We start from the raw sequence: 21,961 nt of genomic DNA, 5'->3' as shown, positions 1-21,961 counted from the left end.
TAAAACCGATTATATCACAGTTTCTATTCCCAGAAAAGTACCATTCGTCCTTTTTCGTCAGATTTCGTCAAATAATCTGAAAGAAATTAAACAGCGTTCGCTCCTGGAAGAAAATACAATTCATGGAATAAATATTCGTTCAAGGGAATAAATATAAAAATATTTTAGTCACAATGCCATAAATTAATACGTTTTCATTCGTTACTATGGAGGAATTAGCTAAAAACCCTTGCAAAAGTCCTCATCCATGCGTATAATGCAGATTATCAGGAGGCGGGCAGGTGTCCGCAATATAAACACAGCCGACCTTATCAAAACGAGGAGGTAGATTTATGATTACCATTGGCAAGGACAAACTGGTGACGATGAACATCCAGTACAAATACTGGCCGCTGAAGAAATTCCTGGATGACACGGTAGACTGCGGCGTACAGAACATCGAGCTGTGGGGCGCCGCCCCGCACTTCCATCCCGAGGACATGACCTACGCGGACATCCAGAAGGTGCGCCGCGAGATCGAGACGAGAAATCTGAGCCTCGTCTGCTACACCCCCGAACAGTGCGTCTACCCGATCAACATGGCGGCCGAAACCGAGCCCGAACGCCGGCGCAGCCTCAAGTTCTTCGAGGATTCGATCCGGGTGGCCGGCGAGCTGCACTGCCCGAAGATGCTGGTCACCACCGGCTGGGGCTACTTCGATGACAGCAACAAGGAGGAAGCCTGGGAGCACGCGCGGGAAGGGATCTACGACCTGTGCGAGCTGGGGCTCGAGCATGGGGTAAAGATCGCGCTGGAGGTGCTGCGCACCGATGAGAGCAACCTGGTCAACAACCTCCCCTCGCTGTGCAAGATGCTGAAGGAACTGAACCACAAGAACGTGGGCGGCATGATCGACAACGCCCCGATGGGCTTCGCCGGCGAGACGCCGAAGGATTACCTCGACGCGCTCGGCAAGGACCTCATCCACGTCCACTTCATCGACGGGACCCCGGGCGGGCACCTGGCCTGGGGGGACGGGAACCTCCCGGCCGAGCAGTACCTCGAGGAGCTGTCCGCGGGTGGGTACGAAAACTACCTCTCGCTGGAGATCACCTCCGGGCGGTACTACATGGACCCGACCGCCTCGGTCAGGCAGAGCGTCGATTACCTCTTCAAGCTCCTCAAATAAGTGAAACCGTCAGGAGGAACCGCTATGAAACTGAGAAAAGAACAGATTGCCGGCGGAAACTACCAATACACCCGCCACCCCTTCTCCCACTTCGTGGAGTCGATGAAGCGCATGGACGTCCATCACATCGAGCTCTACGCTGCCTCCCCCCACCTGTATGTCGACGACTACACCCCCGGCACGGTGGGCGGGCAGCAGAAGCTGCTGCGCGAGGCCGGGATCACCGTCTGCTGCCTGACCGCCGAGCAGTGCCTCTACCCGGTCAGCGCCGCGATCGACGATCCCATCGTGCGGGAGCGCTCGCTGCGCTACTATGAGAAGGCGCTCGAGCTGGCCGCCGCCTTCGAGTCCCCCTATATGCAGATGATCTCGGGCTCCGGGCTGATCGGCAGCGACCCCGGGGAGGACTGGAAGCGTTCGGCCGACGGGATCGCCCGTCTTATGAAGACCGCTGAGCGGGTGGGGGTCACCATCGTGCTCGAGGCGGACCGCACCTGCACGGTGAAGGACACCCCCGACCAGCTCAAGATGATCAAGGAAATCGGCAGCGACCACCTCAGCGGGATGATCGACACCAACGCGATTTACCACGCCGGCGAGGACTTCGAGGAGAGTGTTAAGCTGCTCGGGCCCCATCTGCGCCATCTGCACTTCATCGACCTTAAGCCGGACGGCGGCTGCCTGGTCCCGGGGAGCGGGATCCTGCCGATGAAGGAATATCTCGACGTCCTCGGCAAGTACGGCTATGAGGGGTATCTGACCCCCGAGCTCTGGGGCTTCCGCTACCAGGAATGCGCGGACGAGGCCATGCAGCAGAGCCTCGACTTCTGCCGCGGCTGCCTCGACGATTAAGCGCAAGGAGGAACATACATTGAAGCTCAAAAAGGACCAGATTGTGGGTGCAAACTACCACTACACCCGCTACAGCCTGCCCTATTTCGTGAAATCCATGGAGCGCCTGGGCGTGCGTCAGATTGAATTCTACGCGGCGGACCCCCACCTCTATGTGGAGAACTGCACCCCCGAGCGGGCGAAGGACATCCGCCGCCGGCTCGACGACAGCGGGATCAAGGTGGCCTGCTTCACCCCGGAGCAGTGCTCCTACCCGATCAACATCGCGCTGGACGACGACTATGCGCGCAGCTACTCGGTGCACTACTACGACTACACCCTGGAATACGCGGCCATCCTCGGCTCCCCGCTGGTGCAGATCGTGGGCGGGCGCGGCTACTTCGACGGGGACCTCGACGGCGCGTGGGAGCGTTCGAAGGAATCCCTGCGCCTCATCACCGAGCGGGCCAAAAGCTACGGGATCACCATCGTGCTCGAAGCCTCGTCCTACATGACCTCGACGGTGGTCAACAACTGCACCCACATCCGCCAGATGATCGACGAAATTGGGCTGCCCAACCTGCGCGGGATGATCGACACCAACGCCCTTTATAAGGCCGAGGAGGACTTTGAAACCTGCGTGAAGCTCCTGGGCGAAGACCTGGTACATATGCACTTTATCGACGCCACCGAGAACGCCTATTCCCTGATCCCCGGCACCGGGGTCCTGCCGATGGCCGAATGGATGCAGATCCTGGCCGACCACGGCTACAAGGGCGTGCTCACCCCCGAGCTCTGGGGCACCCGGTACGCGATGGACCCCGAGGACGCGATGAAGAAGAGCCTCGAGTTCTGCTACCAGTACGCCGAGTAAAGCATTGGTCCCAGCTGTGCTTTTCTATTTCGTGCCCACGCGGCCGGAAAATGCACAGTGCGATAAAACGTGAAAGTACATTTCGTTTGAGAAAGGAAGAGGAGAATGAAAAAACAGAAAATGCTCGCGCTGTTGTTTGCTGCGATCATGACCATGTCCGTGTTTGCCGGCTGTGGCGGCGGCGGACAGGCACAGGCCGGCTCCGAGGGCGGCGCCGAGGCCTCCCAGACTTCACAGGGAGGAGACAAGGCGGCCAGCGGCGACAAGGTGACCGTCAAGTTCCTGCACAAGTATGTGGCGGAGCCCTTCCCGCAGCTCTTTGAGGACCTGTGCAAGGAGTACACCGACGCGAACCCCAACGTGACCATCAAGATCGAGACCACCACCGACGACGAGATCAAGGACAAGCTGCGCGTCCTGATGGGTTCGGGCGACATGCCCGACATCTACCAGGTCTGGTCCGGCGAGTACACCAAGAAGTTCATCCGCGCCGGCGCCACCTTGGACCTGACCGACTACCTGGCCAAGGACACCGAGTGGAAGGATTCCTACATCCCCGCGGCGCTGGGCTCCTTCACCTATGATAACAAGACCTGGGGCATCCCGACCCGCTTCGACGCCATGCTCTACGTCTACAACAAAGAGCTCTTCGCGCAGGCCGGGATCGAAAAGACCCCCGAAACCTGGGACGAGTTTATAGCCATCTGCGAGAAGCTGCAGGGCGCCGGGATCACCCCGTTCTCCTTCGGCAACGGCATCGTCTGGGATGCGCCCCACTGGTACGGCGCTCTCTGGGGCAAGTGCGTGCCCGAAGAGATCATGCAGGGCCAGGACTATGAGGTGACCACCGTCAAGATCGACCATCCCGGCTACATCAAGGGCCTGGAGTACTTCAAGCAGCTGCAGCCCTACTTCACCCCCAACGTCGGTTCCACCGACCATGAGATGCTCTGCCAGAACTTCTACGCCGGCAAGGGCGCGATGGCCTACCTCGAAATGCTCGAATTCCAGACCGTCTATGACAACATGGGCGACAACTTCGGCTGGTTCCCCATGCCCGACATCCCCGGCGAAGAGGGTGACCAGGACCGCATCCACGGCGGACCGGAAGGGCTGTGCGTCTCCGGCTACACCGCGAACCCCGACGTGACCGTCGACGTGCTCAAGCACCTGACCAGCCCCGACGCTGAGAAGCGCAAGGCTGACGCCGGCCACACCTCCAGCTTGATCGGCGCCATGACCAGCGACAACTTCTGCGCCCAGGCGCTCGAGGCCATGGACTGGGTCCTCAACGAGACCTCCGGCATGATCGAGTGGTGCGACTGCGGCTTCGAGTCCAGAATCACCGAGGTCCTGCTCAAGAACGGCCAGGACTACATCGACGAGCGCCTCACCGCCGAGGAGTACATCGGCAAGATGCAGGAAGCCGCCAACGCCGTGCGTGCCGAATATGCCGGCGAAGCTGCCGCCGAGTAAACAGCCTCGGGATTTCAGCTCGAAACATTGGTCTCACACCAAACGCTTCGCATTCATTCAATCAGGGCCGGGCGGACCGCCCGGCCCTGATTGATAACCGTACGGCCTTGGCCGCTGGTCGGCCGTAGAGACGAAATCTATGGTAAAGGAGGAGATATTTCTTGCGTGCTAAGAAATACACCCCGTTTCTCTACATCATTCCAGCTCTCGCAATCCTTCTTGTCTTCGTCTATGTCCCCATCATCCTCAACTTTTTCTGGAGCCTTTTCCAGTGGAACGCGTTTACCCCGGGCATGAACTGGGTCGGGCTTGACTACTACGCCAGGCTCTTCCAGGATGAAAACTTTTGGATTTGCCTGAAAAACAATTCCCTCTATGCGTTTATCTCCCTCTTCGGGCAGGTGGGCTTCGGCCTGGTCATCGCGGCCATCCTGGAAAGCCAGTTCATGCGCCGCTACTCCGGGTTCTTCCGGACGGTCTACTTCATCCCGTCCATCATGTCCATGACGGTGGTCGGACTGCTGTTCTACCTGTTTTACAACCCGAACGTCGGCCCGTTCAACACCATCGTGCATGCCCTGACCGGCATGGACACCACCGCCCTCGACATCCTGGGCACCCCCGAGACCGCCATCTTCGGCGTCATCGCAGTCTCCCAGTGGATGTGGTTCGGCTACATGGCCATGCTGCTGATCATCGGGATCCAGAAGATTCCCGACGAGCTCAACGAGGCGGCCGTCATCGACGGCGCCAACCAGGTGCAGATCTTCTGGCACGTCACCATCCCGAACATCAAGGAGATGATCCTGGTCGACACCATCGTCTGCGTGGTCGGCTCCTTCAAGCTCTTCGACGAGGTCTACATCATGACGCGCGGCGGCCCGGGCTACTCCTCCGAGGTGCTCGCCGGCTACATCTACAAGGCGGCCTTCCGGCAGGATGAAATGGGCTACGCCTGCACCATCGCGGTCATCCTGTTCATCATCACCTTCATCCTCTCCCTGCTGCAGATGAAGGTATCCGGCTCCGGCAAGGAATAAGGAGGGGCGAAAAATGGAAAAAAATATAAAATCTAAAATTGTCCACATCCTGCTTTGGATCATGCTGATCGTGCTGGTCCTCTCCATCTTCCTGCCCTTCTACTGGATGATCATCAGCGGCTTCAAGGAGAACAAGGACCTCTACAGCAACTCCTTCGGCCTGCCCACCGTCTGGAAGGTGGAAAACTACGCCACCGCCTGGCGGGTCGGCGTGGGGCGCTTCATCGGCAACAGCGTCTTTGTCACGCTGGTCTCCACCATCCTGACCCTCGCGCTGAGCGCGGCCTGCGCCTTCGGGCTGAGCCGCTTCAAGTTTCGCGGCCGCGAGGTCCTCTTCATGGTCATCCTGGCCGGCCTGCTGCTGGCCCCCCAGGTCGCGCTGGTACCGCTCTACCGGATCCTCAGCACGATGGGAATCTATAACACCTATCTCGCCATGATCGTGCCCTATGTGGCGTTCCGTATCCCCTTCACCGTCTTTTTGATCCGGGCGTATCTCCTCGACTTCCCCAAGGACATCGAGGAGGCGGCCATCATCGACGGCTGCTCGACCTTCCGCATCTTCCTGAGCATCACCCTCCCGGTTTCCAAGCCCGTGCTGGCCTCGGCCTCGCTGCTGGCGGTCATGAGCTTCTGGAATGAATTCATGATGGCGATGGTCTTCACGTCCGACAACTCGATCCGCACCATCCCGCTCGGGCTCGCCACCCTCAAGGGCACCCTGTCGACCGACTGGGGCGCGCTGATCGCGGGACTGGTAATCGCGGCGATCCCGGTGATCATCCTCTTCGTCGCCTTCCAGAAGCAGTTCGTGCGCGGCATGACCGCGGGCGGCGTCAAGGGTTAATTACCGTTTGGCCCCGCCAACCGGTCAGAAATTTTATTATCGAGGTGGATTATGAAACTTTCTTTTCTTTCAATGGCCTACTCGCGCTACTCGCTTTCCAAGGCCTTCTCGGAGGCCGAGCGCCTCGGAATGGATGGGATCGAGGTCTGGGGCGGACGGCCGCACGCCTACGTCTATGACTGCGACGACAAGATGATTAATGAGATCAACCGGATGTCCAGGGACACCGGCGTGCCGGTCTGCGCCTACACCCCCGAAAACTGCGTCTATCCGTACAACCTGTGCTCCCAGTCCGAGAAGGAGCGCCGGGAGACGGTGGAATACTACAAGCTCGCGCTGGACGTCGCCGCCCAGATCGGGGCGAAGCTGATCCAGATCACCCCCGGCGACCCCGGCTACGAGGGGAACGAGCGGGACGACTGGCGGCACCTCGTCGAGGGCATGCAGGAGGTCTGCGCCCACGCCGAGAAGGTCGGGGTGGACGTGGTGATGGAATCCCTCTCCCCCTACGAGAGCCTGATCATCACCACCGCCGACGACCTGCAGCGCCTGATCAACGACGTGCCCTCCCCCAGGATGTACGGTATGCTCGACTGCGTAAACCCCTTGGTCATGCAGGAGTCCTACTCCAACTACTTCGAGAAGCTGGGCGATAAGATGGGCCACATCCACCTCACCGACGGCAACGGGATCAGCCACGCGCATATGGTGGTCGGCACCGGCGAGGTAGTCTTCGAGGAGCTGCTGCTGATGATCGAGCGTTACAAGTACGACCGCTATTGCAGCATTGAGCTCGGCGGCGACAGCGCCCACGGCGATCCCGAGTTCTACATGTCCCTGTCGGTGCGCCGCATCCGCGAGATGATGAAGCGCCTGGGGATCCAATAGGACAACCTACTTACTCACTCCTTTCCAAAGAAAGGAATATCTCCAACCGGCAGGGGCCGCCCGAAAGGGCGGTCCCTGCCGGTTTTCCTAAAATCCCCCATAACCTGACAATACCAGTGGCACATTTGAAAAAATGATGGTATACTGTTTTTAAAGGCCATCAACCGATCCAGAATGGCGCCGGACAGGAGGAAACACAATGAGCGTCAGTATTCTCGATGTGGCGAAGCGATGCGGGCTTTCCACCGTCACCGTTTCGCGGGTGATCAACAATACCGGAAACGTCAAGGAGGAGAGCCGCCAGAAGGTTCTGGCCGCCATCCGGGAGCTCGGGTACACGCCCAACGCCGCCGCGCGCAGCCTGGTGCGCGGAAAGACCGGGCTGATCGGCGTGGTGCTGCCCGACCTCAAGGGCCTCTACACCAGCCGGGTGGTGGTAGCCGCCAAGGCAAAGCTGCTGGAAAAGGGGTACTTTCTCTCCCTCTTCCTCTTTGACGACATCACAAGAGAGGACAACGCCCGCTACATCCTGGACGAGCAGCGCGTGGACGGATTTTTCGTTATCGCCCCCGGGCTGGAATCGCCGGTGCTCGAGAAGCTAAAGCGCTATAACCTGCCGGTGATCCTGTTGGACAACCAGTACGCGCTGGCGGACTACCCTTACGTCGAGGTGGACGACTACCTCGGCGGGGTCATGGCCGCCGAGCACCTGATCGGGCTGGGGCACCGCCAAATCGGCTATATCGACGGGCCGAACATGCTCTGCTGCCACGAGCGGCGCGCCGGCGCGATCGACACCCTGAGAAAGCACGGGCTGAGGCTGCTGTGCGAGGGGGGCGGGGACATCTACGACTTCTCGGTCGGCTACCGGGTGGCAAACCGCTGGATCGAACGGGGGACCATTCCCAGCGCGGTCATCGGCGTCTGCGACAGCGTCGCGGCCGGGGCAATCGGCGCCTTTAAGGAGCACGGCTACCGGGTGCCGCAGGACATTTCGGTGGTGGGATTCGACAACATCCCGCTTTACAACAACTATTCCCCCCGCCTGACCTCGGTCGAGCAGCCGGTTCCAACAATCGCTGAAAAGAGCGTGGAGATGCTGCTGCAACTCCTCGCCGGAAGGGAGCTCACCTCCCGCTTTCTCAAGCTGCCTCCCCGCCTGGTGGTCGGGGAATCCACCCGGCCCGTGAATTCGTAAGTCCAGACTAACAACATGTGAAGTGCCCGGAACCGAGCGGTTCCGGGCACTTTTTGCGCTCAGCGTCAAACCACCAGTTCGCGGTCGCGCTGGAACTGTATATAGGTCGGCACCGCGAAGAGCAACACCCCGAGCGCGCTCATTACGCACATCACCAGCGACATCATGTCCACCCCGAAGCGGTCCACCAGAATCCCGCCGATGAAGGTGCCGATGATCCCCGACAGCCCGTTGGTCACCGCCACCTCCACCGTGACCGCAGTGGTGCGGATGGAACGCGGGACGATCCGGTTGATCATCTCGAGTGAGACGGCGATGAAGAAGGCGTAGGTGAACGCCTCGAGCAGCTCGGAGAGCATCACCATCGACATCGACTGCGCCGTGAGCATCAATAGCCCGCGCGCGAAGAGGCAAAGGGTGGCCGTGATGTAGATAAAGCTCAGGCGAAAGCGCTGCACGCACCGGTTCATGATAAACAAAATCGGGATCTCCCCCACCGCAGCCAAGGCGATGGCGTAGCCGAGCTCCTTGTCCGCGCCCCCGAGCTCGATGATCTTGTAGGGGATGTAGGTGCACCAGGCCTTGAGCGCCATGTAAAAGCAGAAGGTGCTCAGCAGGAAAACCATATACTTCTGGTTGCGCAGCAGCATCTTGATGATCCCGCCGAAGGAGAGGCTTTCCCCCTGCTCCGGTTGGAGCTGCGCCCCCTCCACCTTCTTTTTGCGGGCGTTGCCGCAGGGGACGCCAGGGATGAACAGCACAATGACGATGACCACCGCGAAGAGGATGACATGCAGCAAGAAGAGCAGGTCGTAGCCGAATTTGGCGATCAGCACGCCAGCCAGCGCGGAGGTGACCGAATAGCCCACCGAACCGCCCGAGCGGTTCTTGCCGTAGTCGATGTAGCTTAGGGATTCGCGCAGCGTGACCGACCAGGTGTCGGCCAGATAGGTCAACGGATACGCAAACAGGGTGAGCAGCATGACCGAAATGCTGGCGCCCAGCATATTATGCACTGTGAGGGGCAGCAGGTAGGTGGTCAGGATCGCCCCGGCCGAGCAGAGGATGATATATTTTTTGATGCTCATGAAGGTATCGGTGATGTACCCCGCCACCGGCTGGAACAAAAATTCCACCAGGCTGATGATGGTGTTGATCACCCCGCACTCAAAGCTGGAATAGCCGTGCGCGGTGAGGTACATCACGATAAAGCCGAAATACAGGCTGCTGCAGGCGAAATAGACCACGTTGAACGCATAGAAAAGAAGGTTTTCCTTTTTGAAATAGGACATTGTCAACCCTGCCAATCTCCGGTAAACTAGGTCGATTGTACCATATTTTTGTCGGTTTCACAATCATTTTTGCGCAGTTTCATCCCTCCTTTTTTCTGCACCTTCACCAAACCCTTTGCTATGGAATATGCTGAATAGGATACCTCTATGCGAGGGATTCCACTATACATTTACGGAGGTACTTGTTATGAATATCTATCATGGCTTTGAGCCGTCGACCTGTTGTCGGCCGCCGGCCTGTCCGCCGCCGTGCCCGCCGTGTCCGCCTCCCTGTCCCCCCTGCCCGTGTCCGCCCATCTGCCCCACCGGCATTGCGACCGGGGCAACCGGCCCGACCGGGCCCATGGGCCCGATGGGTCCCCGTGGGCCCCAAGGCCCGCAGGGCATCCAGGGCGTTCCCGGCCCGCTTGGCCCGACCGGCCCGCAGGGCGTTCAGGGTCTGCAGGGCGTTCAGGGCCCCGTCGGCCCGACCGGTGCGACTGGCGCTGCCGGCGCGACCGGTGCCACCGGTGCGCAGGGTGCTCCGGGCGCTGCTGGCGCCGTAGGCCCGACTGGTGCAACCGGCGCGACCGGGGCAACCGGTGCGCAGGGTCTCCAGGGTGTGCAGGGCCCCATCGGCCCGGCCGGAGCGACTGGCGCGACCGGCGTGGCCGGTGCTGTGGGCGCGACCGGGGCAACCGGCCCGACTGGTGCGACTGGCGCGCAGGGCATCCAGGGCGTACAGGGCCCTGTCGGCCCGACCGGGGCAACCGGTGCGGCTGGTGCCGCCGGGGCGACTGGCGCGACCGGGGCAACCGGCCCCACTGGCCCCACCGGGCCCACCGGCCCAACTGGCCCGGCTGTTCCGGCTGCCGCTGCGGTCGCCGATCTCCCGGTCGGCGCCACCACCGCAGACGTCGTCACCACGGTCAATAACCTGCTCGCTTCACTGCGTGCGGCTGGCCATCTCTCGGTCTGACCTGATCCAAAACGAAAGGCCCGCAGGGGGTTCCCCTGCGGGCCTTTTTCGCCTATTCGTCCCAGTCGTCATCCCAGTACTCGGCCTTCGGGCCGTACCAATCATATTCCTCGACGAGGCCCCAGTTCTGTTCCAGCATCCGTTTCGCGGCGGGCCGCTCCAGTGTAAAGCCGTAGATCGGGTGGCTCCTCTCCAGCTGTAAGTCCCAACTTACCAGCACATCGTAAAGCCCATCGTCCAGCCCGGCATCGAACAGGGGCTGCAACTCGGGCGCGGCAGTGTAGGAGAGCCGCGAAAAGTAGCCACTATCCACCTCAACCTGTGAATCCGGGGCGAGATAGCGTTCGACATTGTAGTGGGCGACCAGGCGCTCAACGTTCACGCAGCGCAGCAGGCAGACCCCGGCGATCAAAGCCACACAGACCCACTTGGCCGCCGGGAAGCGCTCATACAGGCAGCGCACCAGCAGCAGGATCAGGGATACCCCCACCACCAGCATGAACCAAAGGGTAAGCAGCCGTTTGAGGCTCAATCCATATGCCCTGACATAGAGCAGCATGCGCTGCACGGCGGACAGGAGGACCACTCCGTCCGAAAGGCAGAGCACCGCCAGCAGCGCCCGTACCAGACGGGGGATCCCGCCCTCCCGGCGGCGGCAGAGGATCAAAGCGAGCAGGACCACTGTAAAGACGATCCCCGAGGCGGCCGCCAGCTCGAAGAAGCCGCGCCGCGCATACTCGGCATAGGTCAGCCAGTCGAGATTCAGGCGCTCCTCACCGCCGAAGAAGTAGCCCAGCTGCACCCCCACAAAGCTGAGCACCACCAAATCCAGCAGGATCAAAAAGGAAGAAACCAGCACCGGGTCGAGTACGCTCAGGCTTTTCGCCTTGGCAGGCTGCTTCTCCTCCTCGCGCAGGCCCAGCAGCAGAGCTGCCAGCCCCAGTCCCAGAAATGTGCCGAAGAGCAGATCGCCGAGCAGGTTCACCGGCCGCAGGCCGATGGCCCGCTGGACGGCGTACAGCCCCTCGCCGAAGATGGGGTCCGCGAGCGCGAAGAGGATCAGCAGCACCGCCAGCACCGGCAGGGCCGCCAGCACGCCGAGCAGCGCCATCGCCAGGCGGCGGGACTTGTGCTTTTGTGTTTTGCGCAAGGTGTACAGCGGCAGGAAGAGGTGCTGCACCGGCTTGCCGATCAGCCAAAAGCAGGACTGGCTGACCGTTTCAAAGGAGAATAGGCTGCTGATGGGCACCTTTCCCAGCACCAGCAGCTGCCCGGCCCAGAGTACCAGCATGGTGAGCACCGCAAGGAACATGGTGCTCGGGTTGTGGTGCAGCAGGAAGCTCAGCGCCAGCAGGCAGTTGGGGACCATCATCCACCACACGGCGCGCGGGGCCTTTTCCCCCTCGCGGTGCAGGTACCAGAAGACGAGCAGGTAGCACAGCAGCGTGAAGACAGGTACCGACACCCCCAGGCCCCCGAACAGCATTGTCTCGCAGAAGATCACGCCCAGCAGCAGGCTCCCCAGGGTGCAGAGCATGGCCCGCTCGTTGGAGCACCGGCGGCGCAGCTCGGCCGTCTTGGCGTCCGCCCCGTCCGCATCGGTGCGGGGAGCTTCTTTGCTCAGGTAGTCGTTTCGGGGGAGCGGCGGCTTTTGTCCCTGTGCGGCGGGCGGCAGCGCGCCGCCTTCCTTCGGCTGTTGCGCCTGCGGCAGTTTTTTCTCCTGATCCATCCTTAATCCTCCTCACCATACGGGCGGTATTCCAGCAGCTCCCCCGGCTGGCAGTCCAGCGCGCGGCAGAGCGCCTCGAGCGTCGAAAAGCGGATCGCCCGCGCGCGGTTGTTCTTTAGGATCGACAGGTTGGCGGGGGTGATCCCGACCCGCTCGGCCAGCTCGCTGGCGCTCATCTTGCGCCGGGCCATCATCACATCGATGTTGATTATGATCGGCATGTCGCTCCCCCTTTTTATATGGTCAGGTCGTTTTCCTGCTTAAAGCGCGCCGCCTGCAGGAAGACCTCGGCCAGGATGGCCGCCAGCGCCGCCAGGAAGAGGAAGACAATCCCCACCAGCACCACCAGCATCGAGGGCATCAGGATGGTCGCCAGCAGATAGACGGCCGCCACCGGCAGGCAGAGCAGGGCGATGCGGCGCATACGCTGCGCCGTGTCGCCGGTGAACGGGTCGCTCGCATTGATGTTGCGCAGTATCTGCTTGCCCTGCCACAGGATGAGCATCCCGCAGAGCCCCGAAACGTAGAGCACCACCAGCATGGTGACGTAGAGTGTCATCCCCGCGTGGCCCTTGAAGTTAAAATAGAACCGCAAAATCCAGGGCAGCCCCACGAGGAACAACCCGCCCGCAATCATCAGCAGCCTGCAAAAACGCTCCATTAGGCGGCACAAGCTGCCTTCCCCCAAAATTTTCAACAACACAATCCTTCCTTTCCCGGGAACGCCGCCAAAGAGACTCCAGGCCGCGCGTCCTTCCCTTTGATTGCTCACTGGCACTAAGATAACATGCTTTTTATCGTTTGTCAATAAATTTTATCTAATTTTCGATATTTTCTTTTTGTAAAACAAAAAGACAGCCCGCAGGCAAAATGCCTGCGGGCTGTCAAAGCACGCCCTCTGTCAGCAGCCCAGATAGAGCAGCAGGAGCCTTAGCGTGTTCTCCATTCCCTCATAGTGGGTGCGCTCCATCCCGTGGGAGGCGTGCACCCCCGAGCCGATCAGCCCGCCCTTGACGTCGTTGCCCGCGCTGCGCGCCGCGCCCACGTCCGAGCCGTACTTCGGATAGATGTCCACCGCAAACTGGAGGTTATGCTCCTGTGCCAGCCGGATCAGCCGGGTGGTCAGCTCATAGTCGTACGGGCCGTCCGAATCCTTGGCGCAGATCGAAACGTCATACTCGGTGCACCCCAGATCCAGCCCCACGCAGCCCATGTCCACCGCGATGAACTCCTCGATGTCCTCCGGAATATACGACGCCCCATGCCCGACCTCCTCGTAGATCGAGATGAATATCTTGGTGGTGTGCTGCGGGCGCAGGCCCTCCTCCTTCATGACCTTGAGCAGGGTCATCAGGATGGCGACGCTGGCCTTGTCGTCGATGAAGCGGGACTTCAGGAAGCCGCTTTCGGTAACGGTGGTCTTGGGGTCGAAGAAAATATAGTCCCCGGCCATGATGCCGAGCTTCCCGACGTCCTCCTTGCACTTGACCTTTTCGTCCAGGCGGATCATCATGTTCTCCTCATCCCGCACCCTCGTCGAGCTGTCGAGGAATACGTGCGCCGCGGGCGACTCGCTGAGAATGGTGCCGGTGTAGGTGCACCCGCCGCGGGTGCGGATTTTGCAGTACTCCCCATCCAGGGTCGGCAGGATCGGCCCGCCCACAACGGTGAACTTGAGCTCCCCCTTGTCGGTGATCGAGCGCACCATCGCCCCCAGGGTATCGACATGCGCCGAGAGCCCGACGACCTTCCCACTGTCCTTCCCCTCGACGGTGATCACCCCGCAGCCCTTGTTGGTGCGCGCGAAGGGGAAGCCGTTCTCTTTGGCGATCCCCTCGATCAGGCCGATCACCTCGTCACAGTAGCCGCTCGGGCTGTCGGTGAGCAGGATTTTTTGCACCGTGTCAAACAGATAGTCCTTATAAGCCGAAAGTTCCATACGAATCGCTCCCCGTTTTGATTGATAAGACCAGTATACTCCAACCCCGCCTTGACGTAAAGTGCAAAGCTGTCGCGGCGGGAGGCGAAACCACTCCCTTTGAGACGGCTTTTGTCACCGGGACGACAATAAAACAAAAGACCACCGGAAAGCCTTTCCAAGTGGTCCTTTTGCTTCCTGTCCTTCAAGCCCTTTTCCAGAGCAGCAGGTTGTCCTGCACCTCGGTCACGACCCGCCCCTCGTCGTAGAGATAGGAAAGATAGGAACGCACCGTGCTCCCGGCCAGGACGTATTGGCTCCAGTCGAGCCGCAGCTTAAAGTGGTCGAACACCCCTTTGAGCACCTGCTCAAATACGAGCGGCTCTCCGCAAAGCGACTCGATGAGCCCCAGCAGCTCATGCACCTTCTCCCGGTTCCTTTGCACCGCCGGGCGGATGTCCTCCACCGCCTGCATGTGCGCGGGGATGAAGAGCTTGCCTTCCAGCTGCTCGACGCGCTCCAGCGTCTCGAGATAGGCGCGCACGTCGTAGATGAAGGAGACGTGGTATTTACAGAGCGTCTCCTCCCCCACCAGGCAGTCGGCCAGGAACCATACGTCGTCCGGCGTGCGCAGGCCGATCATCTCAAAAAAATGCCCCGGCAGCTCCATGAGCTCCATCCCCGCCGGAAGGTCCTCCGGCGTGATGACCTGCGGCTCGCTCGGCTGCGCCATAAGGAACTTGTTTTTCAGCTCCTTGCAGGGATACCCTCCGTAGAGGAAGGACGGCTCGAGCAGCGGGTAGCGGGTGAAGGCGTTCTCCAGCCCGGTGCCGAGGACCTTGCAGTGGTAGCGCTCCTGCAGGAAGCGGTTCCCGCCGATGTGGTCGGCGTTCGAATGGGAGTTGATGATCGCGCGCAGCTCCCAGCCATTTTGCTCCAGCAGCTTTTTGACCTTGCGCCCAGCGTCCTTGTCGTTCCCGCTGTCGATCAGATATACGTCCCGCTCCCCCTCCAGGTAAAGCCCGATCTTGGCGGGGCTGTTGATGTAATAGGTGCGCTCCCCGGCCTGCACCAATTCATACATATTGTATACTTCCTTTCGTTTCAGGAATTCATTTTACATTTGGTATATCTGCCCCATCCTCGCCCGGCCGGCCGACCGGGGCGCCGAAGGCCATTTTCTCGAACGCCTCGGGCGGCAGAGGCTTCGAGACGATATACCCCTGCAGCGCGTCGCACTTCACGCGGCGCAGGAATTCCAGCTGCGAAGCGGTCTCGACCCCCTCGCAGACCGAGCGCACCCCCAGCTTCTTGGTCAGCTCGATCACCGACTCGATCACCCGCTGTTCCCGCTCGCTCTCCCCACCAAGGCCGCTGAAGAACTCGCGGTCCAGCTTGATCGCGTCCACCGACACGTCCTTGAGCATATTCAGCGAGGAATACCCGCTGCCGAAGTCGTCCAGCGAGCAGCAAAAGCCGATCGCATGGATCTCGTCGATCATCTCCTGCAGCCGGTCCATGCTTTCAAAGGCCAGCGACTCGGTCAGCTCGATCTCCAACAGCTCGGGCGGCACGTCGAAGCGCTGCTGGATGGATTGATACTTGCGCAAAAAATCCGGATCCCGCAGGTGAAGCTGGGAGAGGTTGACCGACACCGGGACCGGCTTCACCCCGCAGTCGATCCACCGGCGCAGCAGGCGGCAGACCTCCTCGAAGACGTAGAGGTCCAGCTGCACGATGAAGCCGTTGCGCTCGAAAAATGGAATGAACTCGGAGGGCGGCAGCAACCCCCGCTCGGGGTCCTGCCAGCGCACCAGCGCCTCGGCCCCCACGATGGCGTCGTGCTCCAGCTCGACCTTGGGCTGCAAGTAGACCACGAACTCGCGGTTATCCAAAGCGCTGCCCATCCGGTTTTCCAGCTCCTTCTCCCGCAGCATCCGCCTGCGCTCGAGGTCGCTGTAGAACACGCAGGAGTACATCTGTCCCACCCGGGACTCCTTGCCGAATTTGCGCGCCACGTTCGCCCGGTCCTGGATATAGACCATGGGCAGCTGCGGATCGTCGATCAGGTAGGCACCCGCCGTGATGGGCAGGTAGTATTTCTGTTCGAGCTTTTCGTTATACCGATTGACCGTCCGGGCGATCCCGCGCACAAGCCGCAGGGTCTCCTCCTGGCTCTTTTTGTACACCAGCAGGTTGAAATGGTCGGCGCTCGTGCGGGAAAGGTACTCGCCGGGGCCGAGGCTGCCCTTGATGACTTCGTGGACATATTTCAATGTGCGGTCCCCCTCGGCGCTGCCGAAGGCGTCGTTGATCAGTTTAAACTTCTGCAGATCGAGCGAAACCAGCGTATAGCTGCCGGGCGGGGCCGCGCGCACCGCCTTGGAGCCCTCCATCTCGAACCGGGTACGGCTGAAGCCGCCGGTCACCGGGTCCACAAAGGCAAGCCTCTGCAGCTGCTCGCTGCCGCGCTTGTTTAAAATCAGGATCATCCCGATCAGCAGGAGGAAGAGCAGGACGATCACGCCCACCATCAGCCACGCCTGCTTCATCTGGCTGCGCGCGACTTGCTGCGGCACCACCGAGAGCAGGTACCAGTCGGAGTGCTGCAGGGCATGGTAATTGAGCACCCTGGCCATCCCGTCGTCCAGCGTGTAATAGAGCATGCCGTTTTGCTTTTCGAGGATGTCCCGCTTCATCTGCCCGAGCGAGCTGCCCCGGCCGAGCTCGCCGCGCCGCTCGATCAGGTCGAAGAAGTTCTCCTCCCCGCCCGCCGCGTTCTTCTGCGTCGAGCCCACCACGATATTCCCCTCGGAATCGATGACCTGGAAATACCCTTCTCCGCCGAAGCTGCCGATGTCCACCACCCTGCGCATGTGCTCCTGGGGCACCCATCCGGCCACCGCCCCGACTATGCTGTTTTCTTGCAGCAGGGGCACCGCATAAACGACCCCCTTGTTCCCGGTGCGCGGGTCCTCGATCAGGTTGCTCACCTGTGTCTGTCCTTCCAGGGCCGCCTGTACCGAGGAGATTCCCGAGAGGTCGTATTCCCGGCCCTCGGGGCTTGCCATCCTGCCCGCGGCGTCCAGCACCGCGATCCCGGAAAAGTTGCTCTGCCCGGCGCGCTTTTGCAAAATGTCCTCCCTGTCCTCGTCCCGGAGCTGAAAATAGACGTCGGCCAGCGACTCCAGCACCGAGAAGTTCGACTCGGTGCGGTAGTCCGCCAGGGAGGTGAGGAAGGTGGCGGTCTCCTCGAGCGTGCGGTTGGTCTGACGGGACATGCTTCGCCCCAGCTGCGCCACGAACCAGACGCAGACCACGAGCAGGGCGGACGCAATGGCGGCAAGGCAGAGCTTTAGCGCTCTGCCTGTATTTTCGGCCGGTCTGCTTCGCTCCATGGTCCGTCCTCCGTTTAAATAAATATAAGCCCGCTAGCAGCCGCCGGCGCGGCTACCCGATGGCGAAGTCCTCCGACTTGAAGTTGCTGTAATACCGCCCCGCGCTGGCCGTGAAGCGCAGCACGCAGTAATCGGGGTCGTTTACGCCCTCAGGATAGTACATCGTGTCCCCCTCCCGCCAGATCAGCGCCTTTGCGGCAGAGTCCTCCAGCACCTCGACGCTCCCTTTGAGCATGACCCCGCGGAAGAACCGCCTGTCGCAGAAGTAGAGGCAGGCGCGGGGATTTTCCCGAAACTGCGCCACCCGCCGCGAGGAGGTGTTGGTGGTCAGGTAGAAGGTTTTGATCCCCTCGCGCACGCGCGGGGCGAGCATGGCCTTGACGTTGGGGAACCCCTCCCCGTCCACCGAGCCGAGGTAGGCGGTGCTCTGCTTGTCGATCAGGTTGCCGATGGTGGACACTGGGTCACGCATCATCCAAATCCCCTCTTTCTTTATCATTCCTGCCGCAGGCGGCAAAACTCCCCCAGAATTTTGACGCTCGCCGAGGAGCCGATCCGCTCGGCCCCGGCCTCGATCATCTGAAGCGCCGAATCAAGCGTGCGGATCCCGCCCGCCGCCTTGACCTTAATTTTGTCCCCGACCTGCCGCTTCATCAGCCGCACGTCGTCGAGCGTCGCCCCGCCGCTGCCGAAGCCGGTCGAGGTCTTGACAAAATCCGGCCCCACCGCCAGGGCGATCTCGCACATCGCGCACTTTTCGTCCCCGGTGAGGTAGCAGTTTTCAAAGATCACCTTGCAGATCGCCCCCTGCTCCCGGCAGACGGCGACGAGCGCCGCCATCTCCCGCTCGAGGTAGGCGTAGTCCTTCGATTTAAGCGCGGTGATGTTGATGACGTAGTCGATCTCCTGCGCGCCGTTTTCGATCGACTTCCCGGCGGAGAAGACCTTCTCCTCGATGGTGTTCTGCCCGAGCGGGAAGCCGACGGCGGCCCCCACATGCACCCCGCTGCCGTGCAGCAGCCGGCTGCAAAGCGGCACCTGGACCGGATTGATCGCCACCATTTTAAAGCGGTTCTCGAGGCTCTCGCGGCAGAGGGCTTCGATGTCCGCCTCGGTGGCGCTGGCCGCAAGCTGGGTGTGGTCGAAATACTGTGCCAGGGACTCGCGCGTCAGGGTGTGCAGCAGCTCGCTCATGGATGGGCCTCCGTTTCATGATGGATTCTGCCACCATTATATCCCTCCCGGCCGCTCTTGGCAAATGGATTTTGCCCGAAAGCAAAACGGGGTGCGGCGACCGATGGTCGCCGCACCCCGTTTTAAATATTGCCCCGCTGCGCTCCCCCGCACGAAGCAGCCCCGCCCGGAGGGCCGACCCGCGCGGCTTTGCCCCCGAGGGGAAGCGCCGGGAGAGGTACCACTCGCAGAGCACCAGCGAGCACAGGGTGGCCGCCGGCGCGGCGAAGCCGATCTTGAACATCGACGGGTGCGCTCCGTGGCTGAACAGGTAGGAAAGCGGGATGCGCACCAGGAAGGTCGCCGCCAGGCTGTGGATCAGCGGGAAGACGGGCCGGCCGCCGCCGCTGAAGAAAGCGTTCATGCAGAAGACGAAGCAGACCAGCACGCAGTCCGGGCTATAGGAGCGCAGGTACCACGCGCCGCTCTCGATTACCGCCGGGTCCTTGGTGAAGAGCCCGATCAGCCCGGGGGCGTTAAGCTGCGCGGCCGCAAAGCAGCATAGACCGAAGAAGAGCGAGAGCCCCACGGCCATGTTGAGGCAGCGCCGCGCGCGCTCCATCAGGCCCGCGCCCTTGTGCTGGGCGGTCATGGCCGAGAGGGCCGCAGCAAAGGCGGTGGTGGGCAGCATGCTGAACGCGATCAGCTTCTCGGTGATCCCCACCGAGGCCGAGGCGACGAGGCCCATCCCGTTGATGATGGCGGTGATGATCAAAAACGAGACGTTGACCAGCCCCTCCTGCAGCGCGATGGGCAGTCCGGCCATGAGGATCCCCTTGGCCGCGTAGAGCTTGAAGCAGGGCTCATGCTGCCGGTAGCGGGAAAAGAAGCCCCTCAGAAGCAGGTAGAGCGCCGCCAGCAGCAGGCTCGCCGCCTGGGCGATCACGGTCGAGACCGCCGCACCCGGCGCCCCCAGGCGCATGACCCCCACGAACAGCAGGTCGGTCGAGACGTTGATCACGCAGGCCACCGCGATCAGGATCAGCGGAGTGCGCGAATCCCCCAGCCCGCGCAGCACCCCGCTGATGACGTTGTAGCCCACGATGAAGAGGATCCCGCACGCGCAGATGAAGAGGTATTCCTTGGTGGTGCGCACCGCCTCCCGCGGCACACGCATCCACCGGCAGATCGGGCCGAGCAGCGCGATGGTCCCGCCGCTCATCAGCAGCGAGAGCGCCCCGAAGACCAGCACCCCGGTCTTGATGGCGTGGGCTACGTCCCGGCTGCGGCGCGCGCCGTAATACTGGCCGATGAGCACGGTGCCGCCGCTGGTCAGCCCGATCGAGAGCCCGGTGATGGTCTGCATGATCTGCCCCCCGGTGGCGACCGCCGAGACCCCCACCGAATCCGAGAAGCGCCCGACCATGAACAGGTCGGACGCCCCGTAGCAGGCCTGCAGGATGTTGGAGAGCAAAAACGGCAATGAAAAGCGCACCAGGGTCCAAAAGGCATTCCCCTGCGTCAGGCGCGTCTGCCCCGCCATGGCCTTCATCCCCCTCCCGGCAAAAAATAAGCTGTTTTATCTTTATGCCGCAGGGGAAAGGGTTATGTATCAGCGCAGCAGCACCCAGAGATTGAGCGCCAGCACCACTGCCGCAAGGCAGGCCACCGCGGCTGTCCAGAAGCGGTATTCCCGGTCCATCTTCGCCTTTTCATCCGCGCCGGGGGGCTCGGGCAGGGGCGCTTCCTCCCGCGCGGGCGCGGGGTACCGCTTGCGGCACGCCGCCCAGAGCAGCAGCCCCAGCGCGCACCACGCTATGCCCGCCAGCACGGCGCCCCGGTCCAGCTGGGTCATCAGCAGCAGGTAGATGGCGACGCTCATCGGCGCGCCCACCCGGATTCCCGGCGCGCGGTAGGGGCGCGCGAGGCGCGGCATACGCCGGCGCAGCCCGCAGGCGGAAAGGATCCCGATCACATAGTAGAGCAGGGTGGCAAAGAGGGAGAGCGAGGCGATGTAGGGGATCGAGTCGGTATAGACCAGCGCGATCATCAGCACCCCCAGGACGAGGATCGCCGGGACGGGCGTCTGCCGGCGCGGATGGAGCTTGCCGAAGAAGGCGGGCAGAGCGCCGTCGCGCGCCATGGTGTAGAGGTAGCGCGCCGGGGCGCTGACGCTCGCGTTGAGGGTGGAGAAGTCCCCGCCGAAGGCGATCCCGGCGCAGAGCAGCACCAGCGGCAGCCCCGCCACCCCCGCCAGGCGCATCCCCTCGGCGTAGGGCGCCGCCGCCTCGGCCAGGGCATGCAAATCCCCCGACGGCACCAGGCAGAGCAGCGCCCACTGGAACAGCCCGTTGACCGCAAAGACCAGAAAGGGGGCCAGGAAGAGAGCCCTCGGCAGGTTGATCTGCGGATGGCGGATTTCCTCCCCCATCGCGCAGCAGGTCTCGAACCCGGCGAAGCACCACCAGATTAAGGCCACGCACCCGAGAAAGCCACCCGGGGTCAGATAGCGCGCCTCCACCGCGAACGAGGCCGTGAAGTGCATGCTCGGCAAAGAGGAGAGGATCCAGACGGCGGCCACCCCCCAGAAGAAGAAAAGAAAACCGTTTTGCAGCCGCCCGGTCAGCTCGACCCCGCACAGCGCCAGCACCAAAAAGGCGGCCAGCGCGAGGCAGGCGAGCGCCCGATCGCTCAGCGGCAGCGCGATCCCCAGCGCCCCAAGCAGGGTGCGCAGATAGAAGCTGAAGGCCAGCGCCTCACCGCTGGCCACCGACACCATCGAGATGATGAAGTTCCATCCCGCGAGCATTCCCATCGGGCGGCCAAGCCCCAGCGAGGCGTATTGATAGGTCCCGCCCGCAAAGGGGAGCGAGGCGCCCATCTCGGCGTAGAGCAGGGACGGATAGACGCTCACCGCCAGCGCCGCCAATGTCGCCAGGATCACGGCGGGACCGAGCATCCCCACCACGTTGGCCCCCACCGTGAACAACCCGACCCCGATCACCGTGCCCACGGTGATGGTGATGGTCTCCCGCAGCCCCAGGCAGCGCCTGAGCCCGGCCTGCGGCGACGGGCCGTCTTTGTGTTCGTTTCGCATATCGGACACCCCCAATGATTTCTCATCATCCTATGCCAAAACGGAAAAAAAGGGTTCCGACGGCAAGAAATTG

At 61.9% G+C, this 21,961-nt stretch carries 19 protein-coding genes; 8 read left to right on the top strand and 11 right to left on the bottom strand.

Annotated features, from left to right (window positions below; translation table 11 throughout):
• Positions 1-332: 332 nt before the first annotated feature.
• From B5477_RS02685 to B5477_RS02650, 8 genes are all read left to right on the top strand, one after another.
• A complete protein-coding gene (locus B5477_RS02685) occupies positions 333-1,169 on the top strand; it encodes a sugar phosphate isomerase/epimerase family protein (RefSeq protein WP_079698280.1) in 837 nt (278 codons plus the stop codon).
• A 24-nt stretch (positions 1,170-1,193) separates the two neighbouring features.
• On the top strand, positions 1,194-2,021 hold the full coding sequence (locus B5477_RS02680) for a sugar phosphate isomerase/epimerase family protein (protein WP_079698279.1): 828 nt from the start codon (positions 1,194-1,196) through the stop codon (positions 2,019-2,021).
• A 19-nt stretch (positions 2,022-2,040) separates the two neighbouring features.
• On the top strand, positions 2,041-2,874 hold the full coding sequence (locus B5477_RS02675; RefSeq protein WP_079698278.1) for a sugar phosphate isomerase/epimerase family protein: 834 nt from the start codon (positions 2,041-2,043) through the stop codon (positions 2,872-2,874).
• A 105-nt stretch (positions 2,875-2,979) separates the two neighbouring features.
• A complete protein-coding gene (locus B5477_RS02670; protein ID WP_079698277.1) occupies positions 2,980-4,350 on the top strand; it encodes an ABC transporter substrate-binding protein in 1,371 nt (456 codons plus the stop codon).
• A 161-nt stretch (positions 4,351-4,511) separates the two neighbouring features.
• Positions 4,512-5,390: a carbohydrate ABC transporter permease gene (locus B5477_RS02665; RefSeq protein WP_079698276.1), complete on the top strand. Its 879-nt coding sequence runs from the start codon at positions 4,512-4,514 to the stop codon at positions 5,388-5,390.
• A 13-nt stretch (positions 5,391-5,403) separates the two neighbouring features.
• Entirely contained in the window at positions 5,404-6,237 is an 834-nt protein-coding gene (locus B5477_RS02660; RefSeq protein WP_079698275.1) for a carbohydrate ABC transporter permease, read from the top strand.
• Positions 6,238-6,288: 51 nt separating this feature from the next.
• A complete protein-coding gene (locus B5477_RS02655; protein ID WP_079698274.1) occupies positions 6,289-7,125 on the top strand; it encodes a TIM barrel protein in 837 nt (278 codons plus the stop codon).
• Positions 7,126-7,324: 199 nt separating this feature from the next.
• Positions 7,325-8,323, top strand: a complete 999-nt coding sequence (locus B5477_RS02650; RefSeq protein WP_079698273.1) for a LacI family DNA-binding transcriptional regulator — start codon at positions 7,325-7,327, stop codon at positions 8,321-8,323.
• 65 nt (positions 8,324-8,388) lie between these two features.
• Here the strand turns inward: B5477_RS02650 and B5477_RS02645 are convergent, their stop codons facing one another.
• From B5477_RS02645 to B5477_RS02590, 11 genes are all read right to left on the bottom strand, one after another.
• A complete protein-coding gene (locus B5477_RS02645) occupies positions 8,389-9,615 on the bottom strand; it encodes an MFS transporter (RefSeq protein WP_079698272.1) in 1,227 nt (408 codons plus the stop codon).
• Between the two features lie 1,010 nt (positions 9,616-10,625).
• Positions 10,626-12,302, bottom strand: a complete 1,677-nt coding sequence (locus tag B5477_RS02635) for a DUF4153 domain-containing protein (RefSeq protein ID WP_079698271.1) — start codon at positions 12,300-12,302, stop codon at positions 10,626-10,628.
• Positions 12,303-12,304: 2 nt separating this feature from the next.
• The gene (locus B5477_RS02630; protein ID WP_079698270.1) at positions 12,305-12,523 is read right to left on the bottom strand and encodes a helix-turn-helix domain-containing protein; all 219 of its coding nucleotides are present in this window, start codon (positions 12,521-12,523) and stop codon (positions 12,305-12,307) included.
• A 14-nt stretch (positions 12,524-12,537) separates the two neighbouring features.
• Complete coding sequence (locus B5477_RS02625; RefSeq protein ID WP_143533528.1) at positions 12,538-13,002, bottom strand: DUF2975 domain-containing protein; 465 nt, start codon at positions 13,000-13,002, stop codon at positions 12,538-12,540.
• Between the two features lie 201 nt (positions 13,003-13,203).
• Entirely contained in the window at positions 13,204-14,241 is a 1,038-nt protein-coding gene (locus B5477_RS02620) for a M42 family metallopeptidase (RefSeq protein ID WP_079698268.1), read from the bottom strand.
• Between the two features lie 184 nt (positions 14,242-14,425).
• Positions 14,426-15,304, bottom strand: a complete 879-nt coding sequence (locus tag B5477_RS02615; RefSeq protein ID WP_079698267.1) for an MBL fold metallo-hydrolase — start codon at positions 15,302-15,304, stop codon at positions 14,426-14,428.
• A 28-nt stretch (positions 15,305-15,332) separates the two neighbouring features.
• Entirely contained in the window at positions 15,333-17,618 is a 2,286-nt protein-coding gene (locus tag B5477_RS02610; RefSeq protein WP_079698266.1) for a putative bifunctional diguanylate cyclase/phosphodiesterase, read from the bottom strand.
• Positions 17,619-17,670: 52 nt separating this feature from the next.
• The gene (locus B5477_RS02605; protein ID WP_187138715.1) at positions 17,671-18,093 is read right to left on the bottom strand and encodes a pyridoxamine 5'-phosphate oxidase family protein; all 423 of its coding nucleotides are present in this window, start codon (positions 18,091-18,093) and stop codon (positions 17,671-17,673) included.
• 20 nt (positions 18,094-18,113) lie between these two features.
• Positions 18,114-18,800, bottom strand: a complete 687-nt coding sequence (deoC, locus tag B5477_RS02600; RefSeq protein WP_242942113.1) for a deoxyribose-phosphate aldolase — start codon at positions 18,798-18,800, stop codon at positions 18,114-18,116.
• A complete protein-coding gene (locus B5477_RS02595) occupies positions 18,682-20,334 on the bottom strand; it encodes an MATE family efflux transporter (RefSeq protein ID WP_242942101.1) in 1,653 nt (550 codons plus the stop codon). The genes deoC and B5477_RS02595 overlap by 119 nt, the downstream gene beginning before the upstream one ends.
• A 69-nt stretch (positions 20,335-20,403) precedes the next feature.
• A complete protein-coding gene (locus tag B5477_RS02590) occupies positions 20,404-21,888 on the bottom strand; it encodes an APC family permease (protein ID WP_079698459.1) in 1,485 nt (494 codons plus the stop codon).
• Positions 21,889-21,961: the final 73 nt, after the last annotated feature.

Source organism: Provencibacterium massiliense (assembly GCF_900169495.1).
GTDB classification, from domain to species: Bacteria; Bacillota; Clostridia; order Oscillospirales; family Ruminococcaceae; genus Harryflintia; species Harryflintia acetispora.
Note: the sequence above shows the minus strand (reverse complement) of the source record. Positions and strands in the feature narration are given on the sequence as shown.

Excerpts from the sequence above, each read along its gene's own strand:
- B5477_RS02685 (WP_079698280.1), top strand. The coding sequence starts at position 333 with ATGATTACCATTGGCAAGGACAAACTGGTGACGATGAACATCCAGTAC.
- B5477_RS02680 (WP_079698279.1), top strand. The coding sequence starts at position 1,194 with ATGAAACTGAGAAAAGAACAGATTGCCGGCGGAAACTACCAATACACC.
- B5477_RS02670 (WP_079698277.1), top strand. The coding sequence starts at position 2,980 with ATGAAAAAACAGAAAATGCTCGCGCTGTTGTTTGCTGCGATCATGACC.
- B5477_RS02660 (WP_079698275.1), top strand. The coding sequence starts at position 5,404 with ATGGAAAAAAATATAAAATCTAAAATTGTCCACATCCTGCTTTGGATC.
- B5477_RS02655 (WP_079698274.1), top strand. The coding sequence starts at position 6,289 with ATGAAACTTTCTTTTCTTTCAATGGCCTACTCGCGCTACTCGCTTTCC.
- B5477_RS02650 (WP_079698273.1), top strand. The coding sequence starts at position 7,325 with ATGAGCGTCAGTATTCTCGATGTGGCGAAGCGATGCGGGCTTTCCACC.
- B5477_RS02645 (WP_079698272.1), bottom strand. The coding sequence starts at position 9,615 with ATGTCCTATTTCAAAAAGGAAAACCTTCTTTTCTATGCGTTCAACGTG.
- B5477_RS02635 (WP_079698271.1), bottom strand. The coding sequence starts at position 12,302 with ATGGATCAGGAGAAAAAACTGCCGCAGGCGCAACAGCCGAAGGAAGGC.
- B5477_RS02630 (WP_079698270.1), bottom strand. The coding sequence starts at position 12,523 with ATGCCGATCATAATCAACATCGATGTGATGATGGCCCGGCGCAAGATG.
- B5477_RS02620 (WP_079698268.1), bottom strand. The coding sequence starts at position 14,241 with ATGGAACTTTCGGCTTATAAGGACTATCTGTTTGACACGGTGCAAAAA.
- B5477_RS02615 (WP_079698267.1), bottom strand. The coding sequence starts at position 15,304 with ATGTATGAATTGGTGCAGGCCGGGGAGCGCACCTATTACATCAACAGC.
- B5477_RS02610 (WP_079698266.1), bottom strand. The coding sequence starts at position 17,618 with ATGGAGCGAAGCAGACCGGCCGAAAATACAGGCAGAGCGCTAAAGCTC.
- B5477_RS02605 (WP_187138715.1), bottom strand. The coding sequence starts at position 18,093 with ATGATGCGTGACCCAGTGTCCACCATCGGCAACCTGATCGACAAGCAG.
- B5477_RS02595 (WP_242942101.1), bottom strand. The coding sequence starts at position 20,334 with ATGGCGGGGCAGACGCGCCTGACGCAGGGGAATGCCTTTTGGACCCTG.
- B5477_RS02590 (WP_079698459.1), bottom strand. The coding sequence starts at position 21,888 with ATGCGAAACGAACACAAAGACGGCCCGTCGCCGCAGGCCGGGCTCAGG.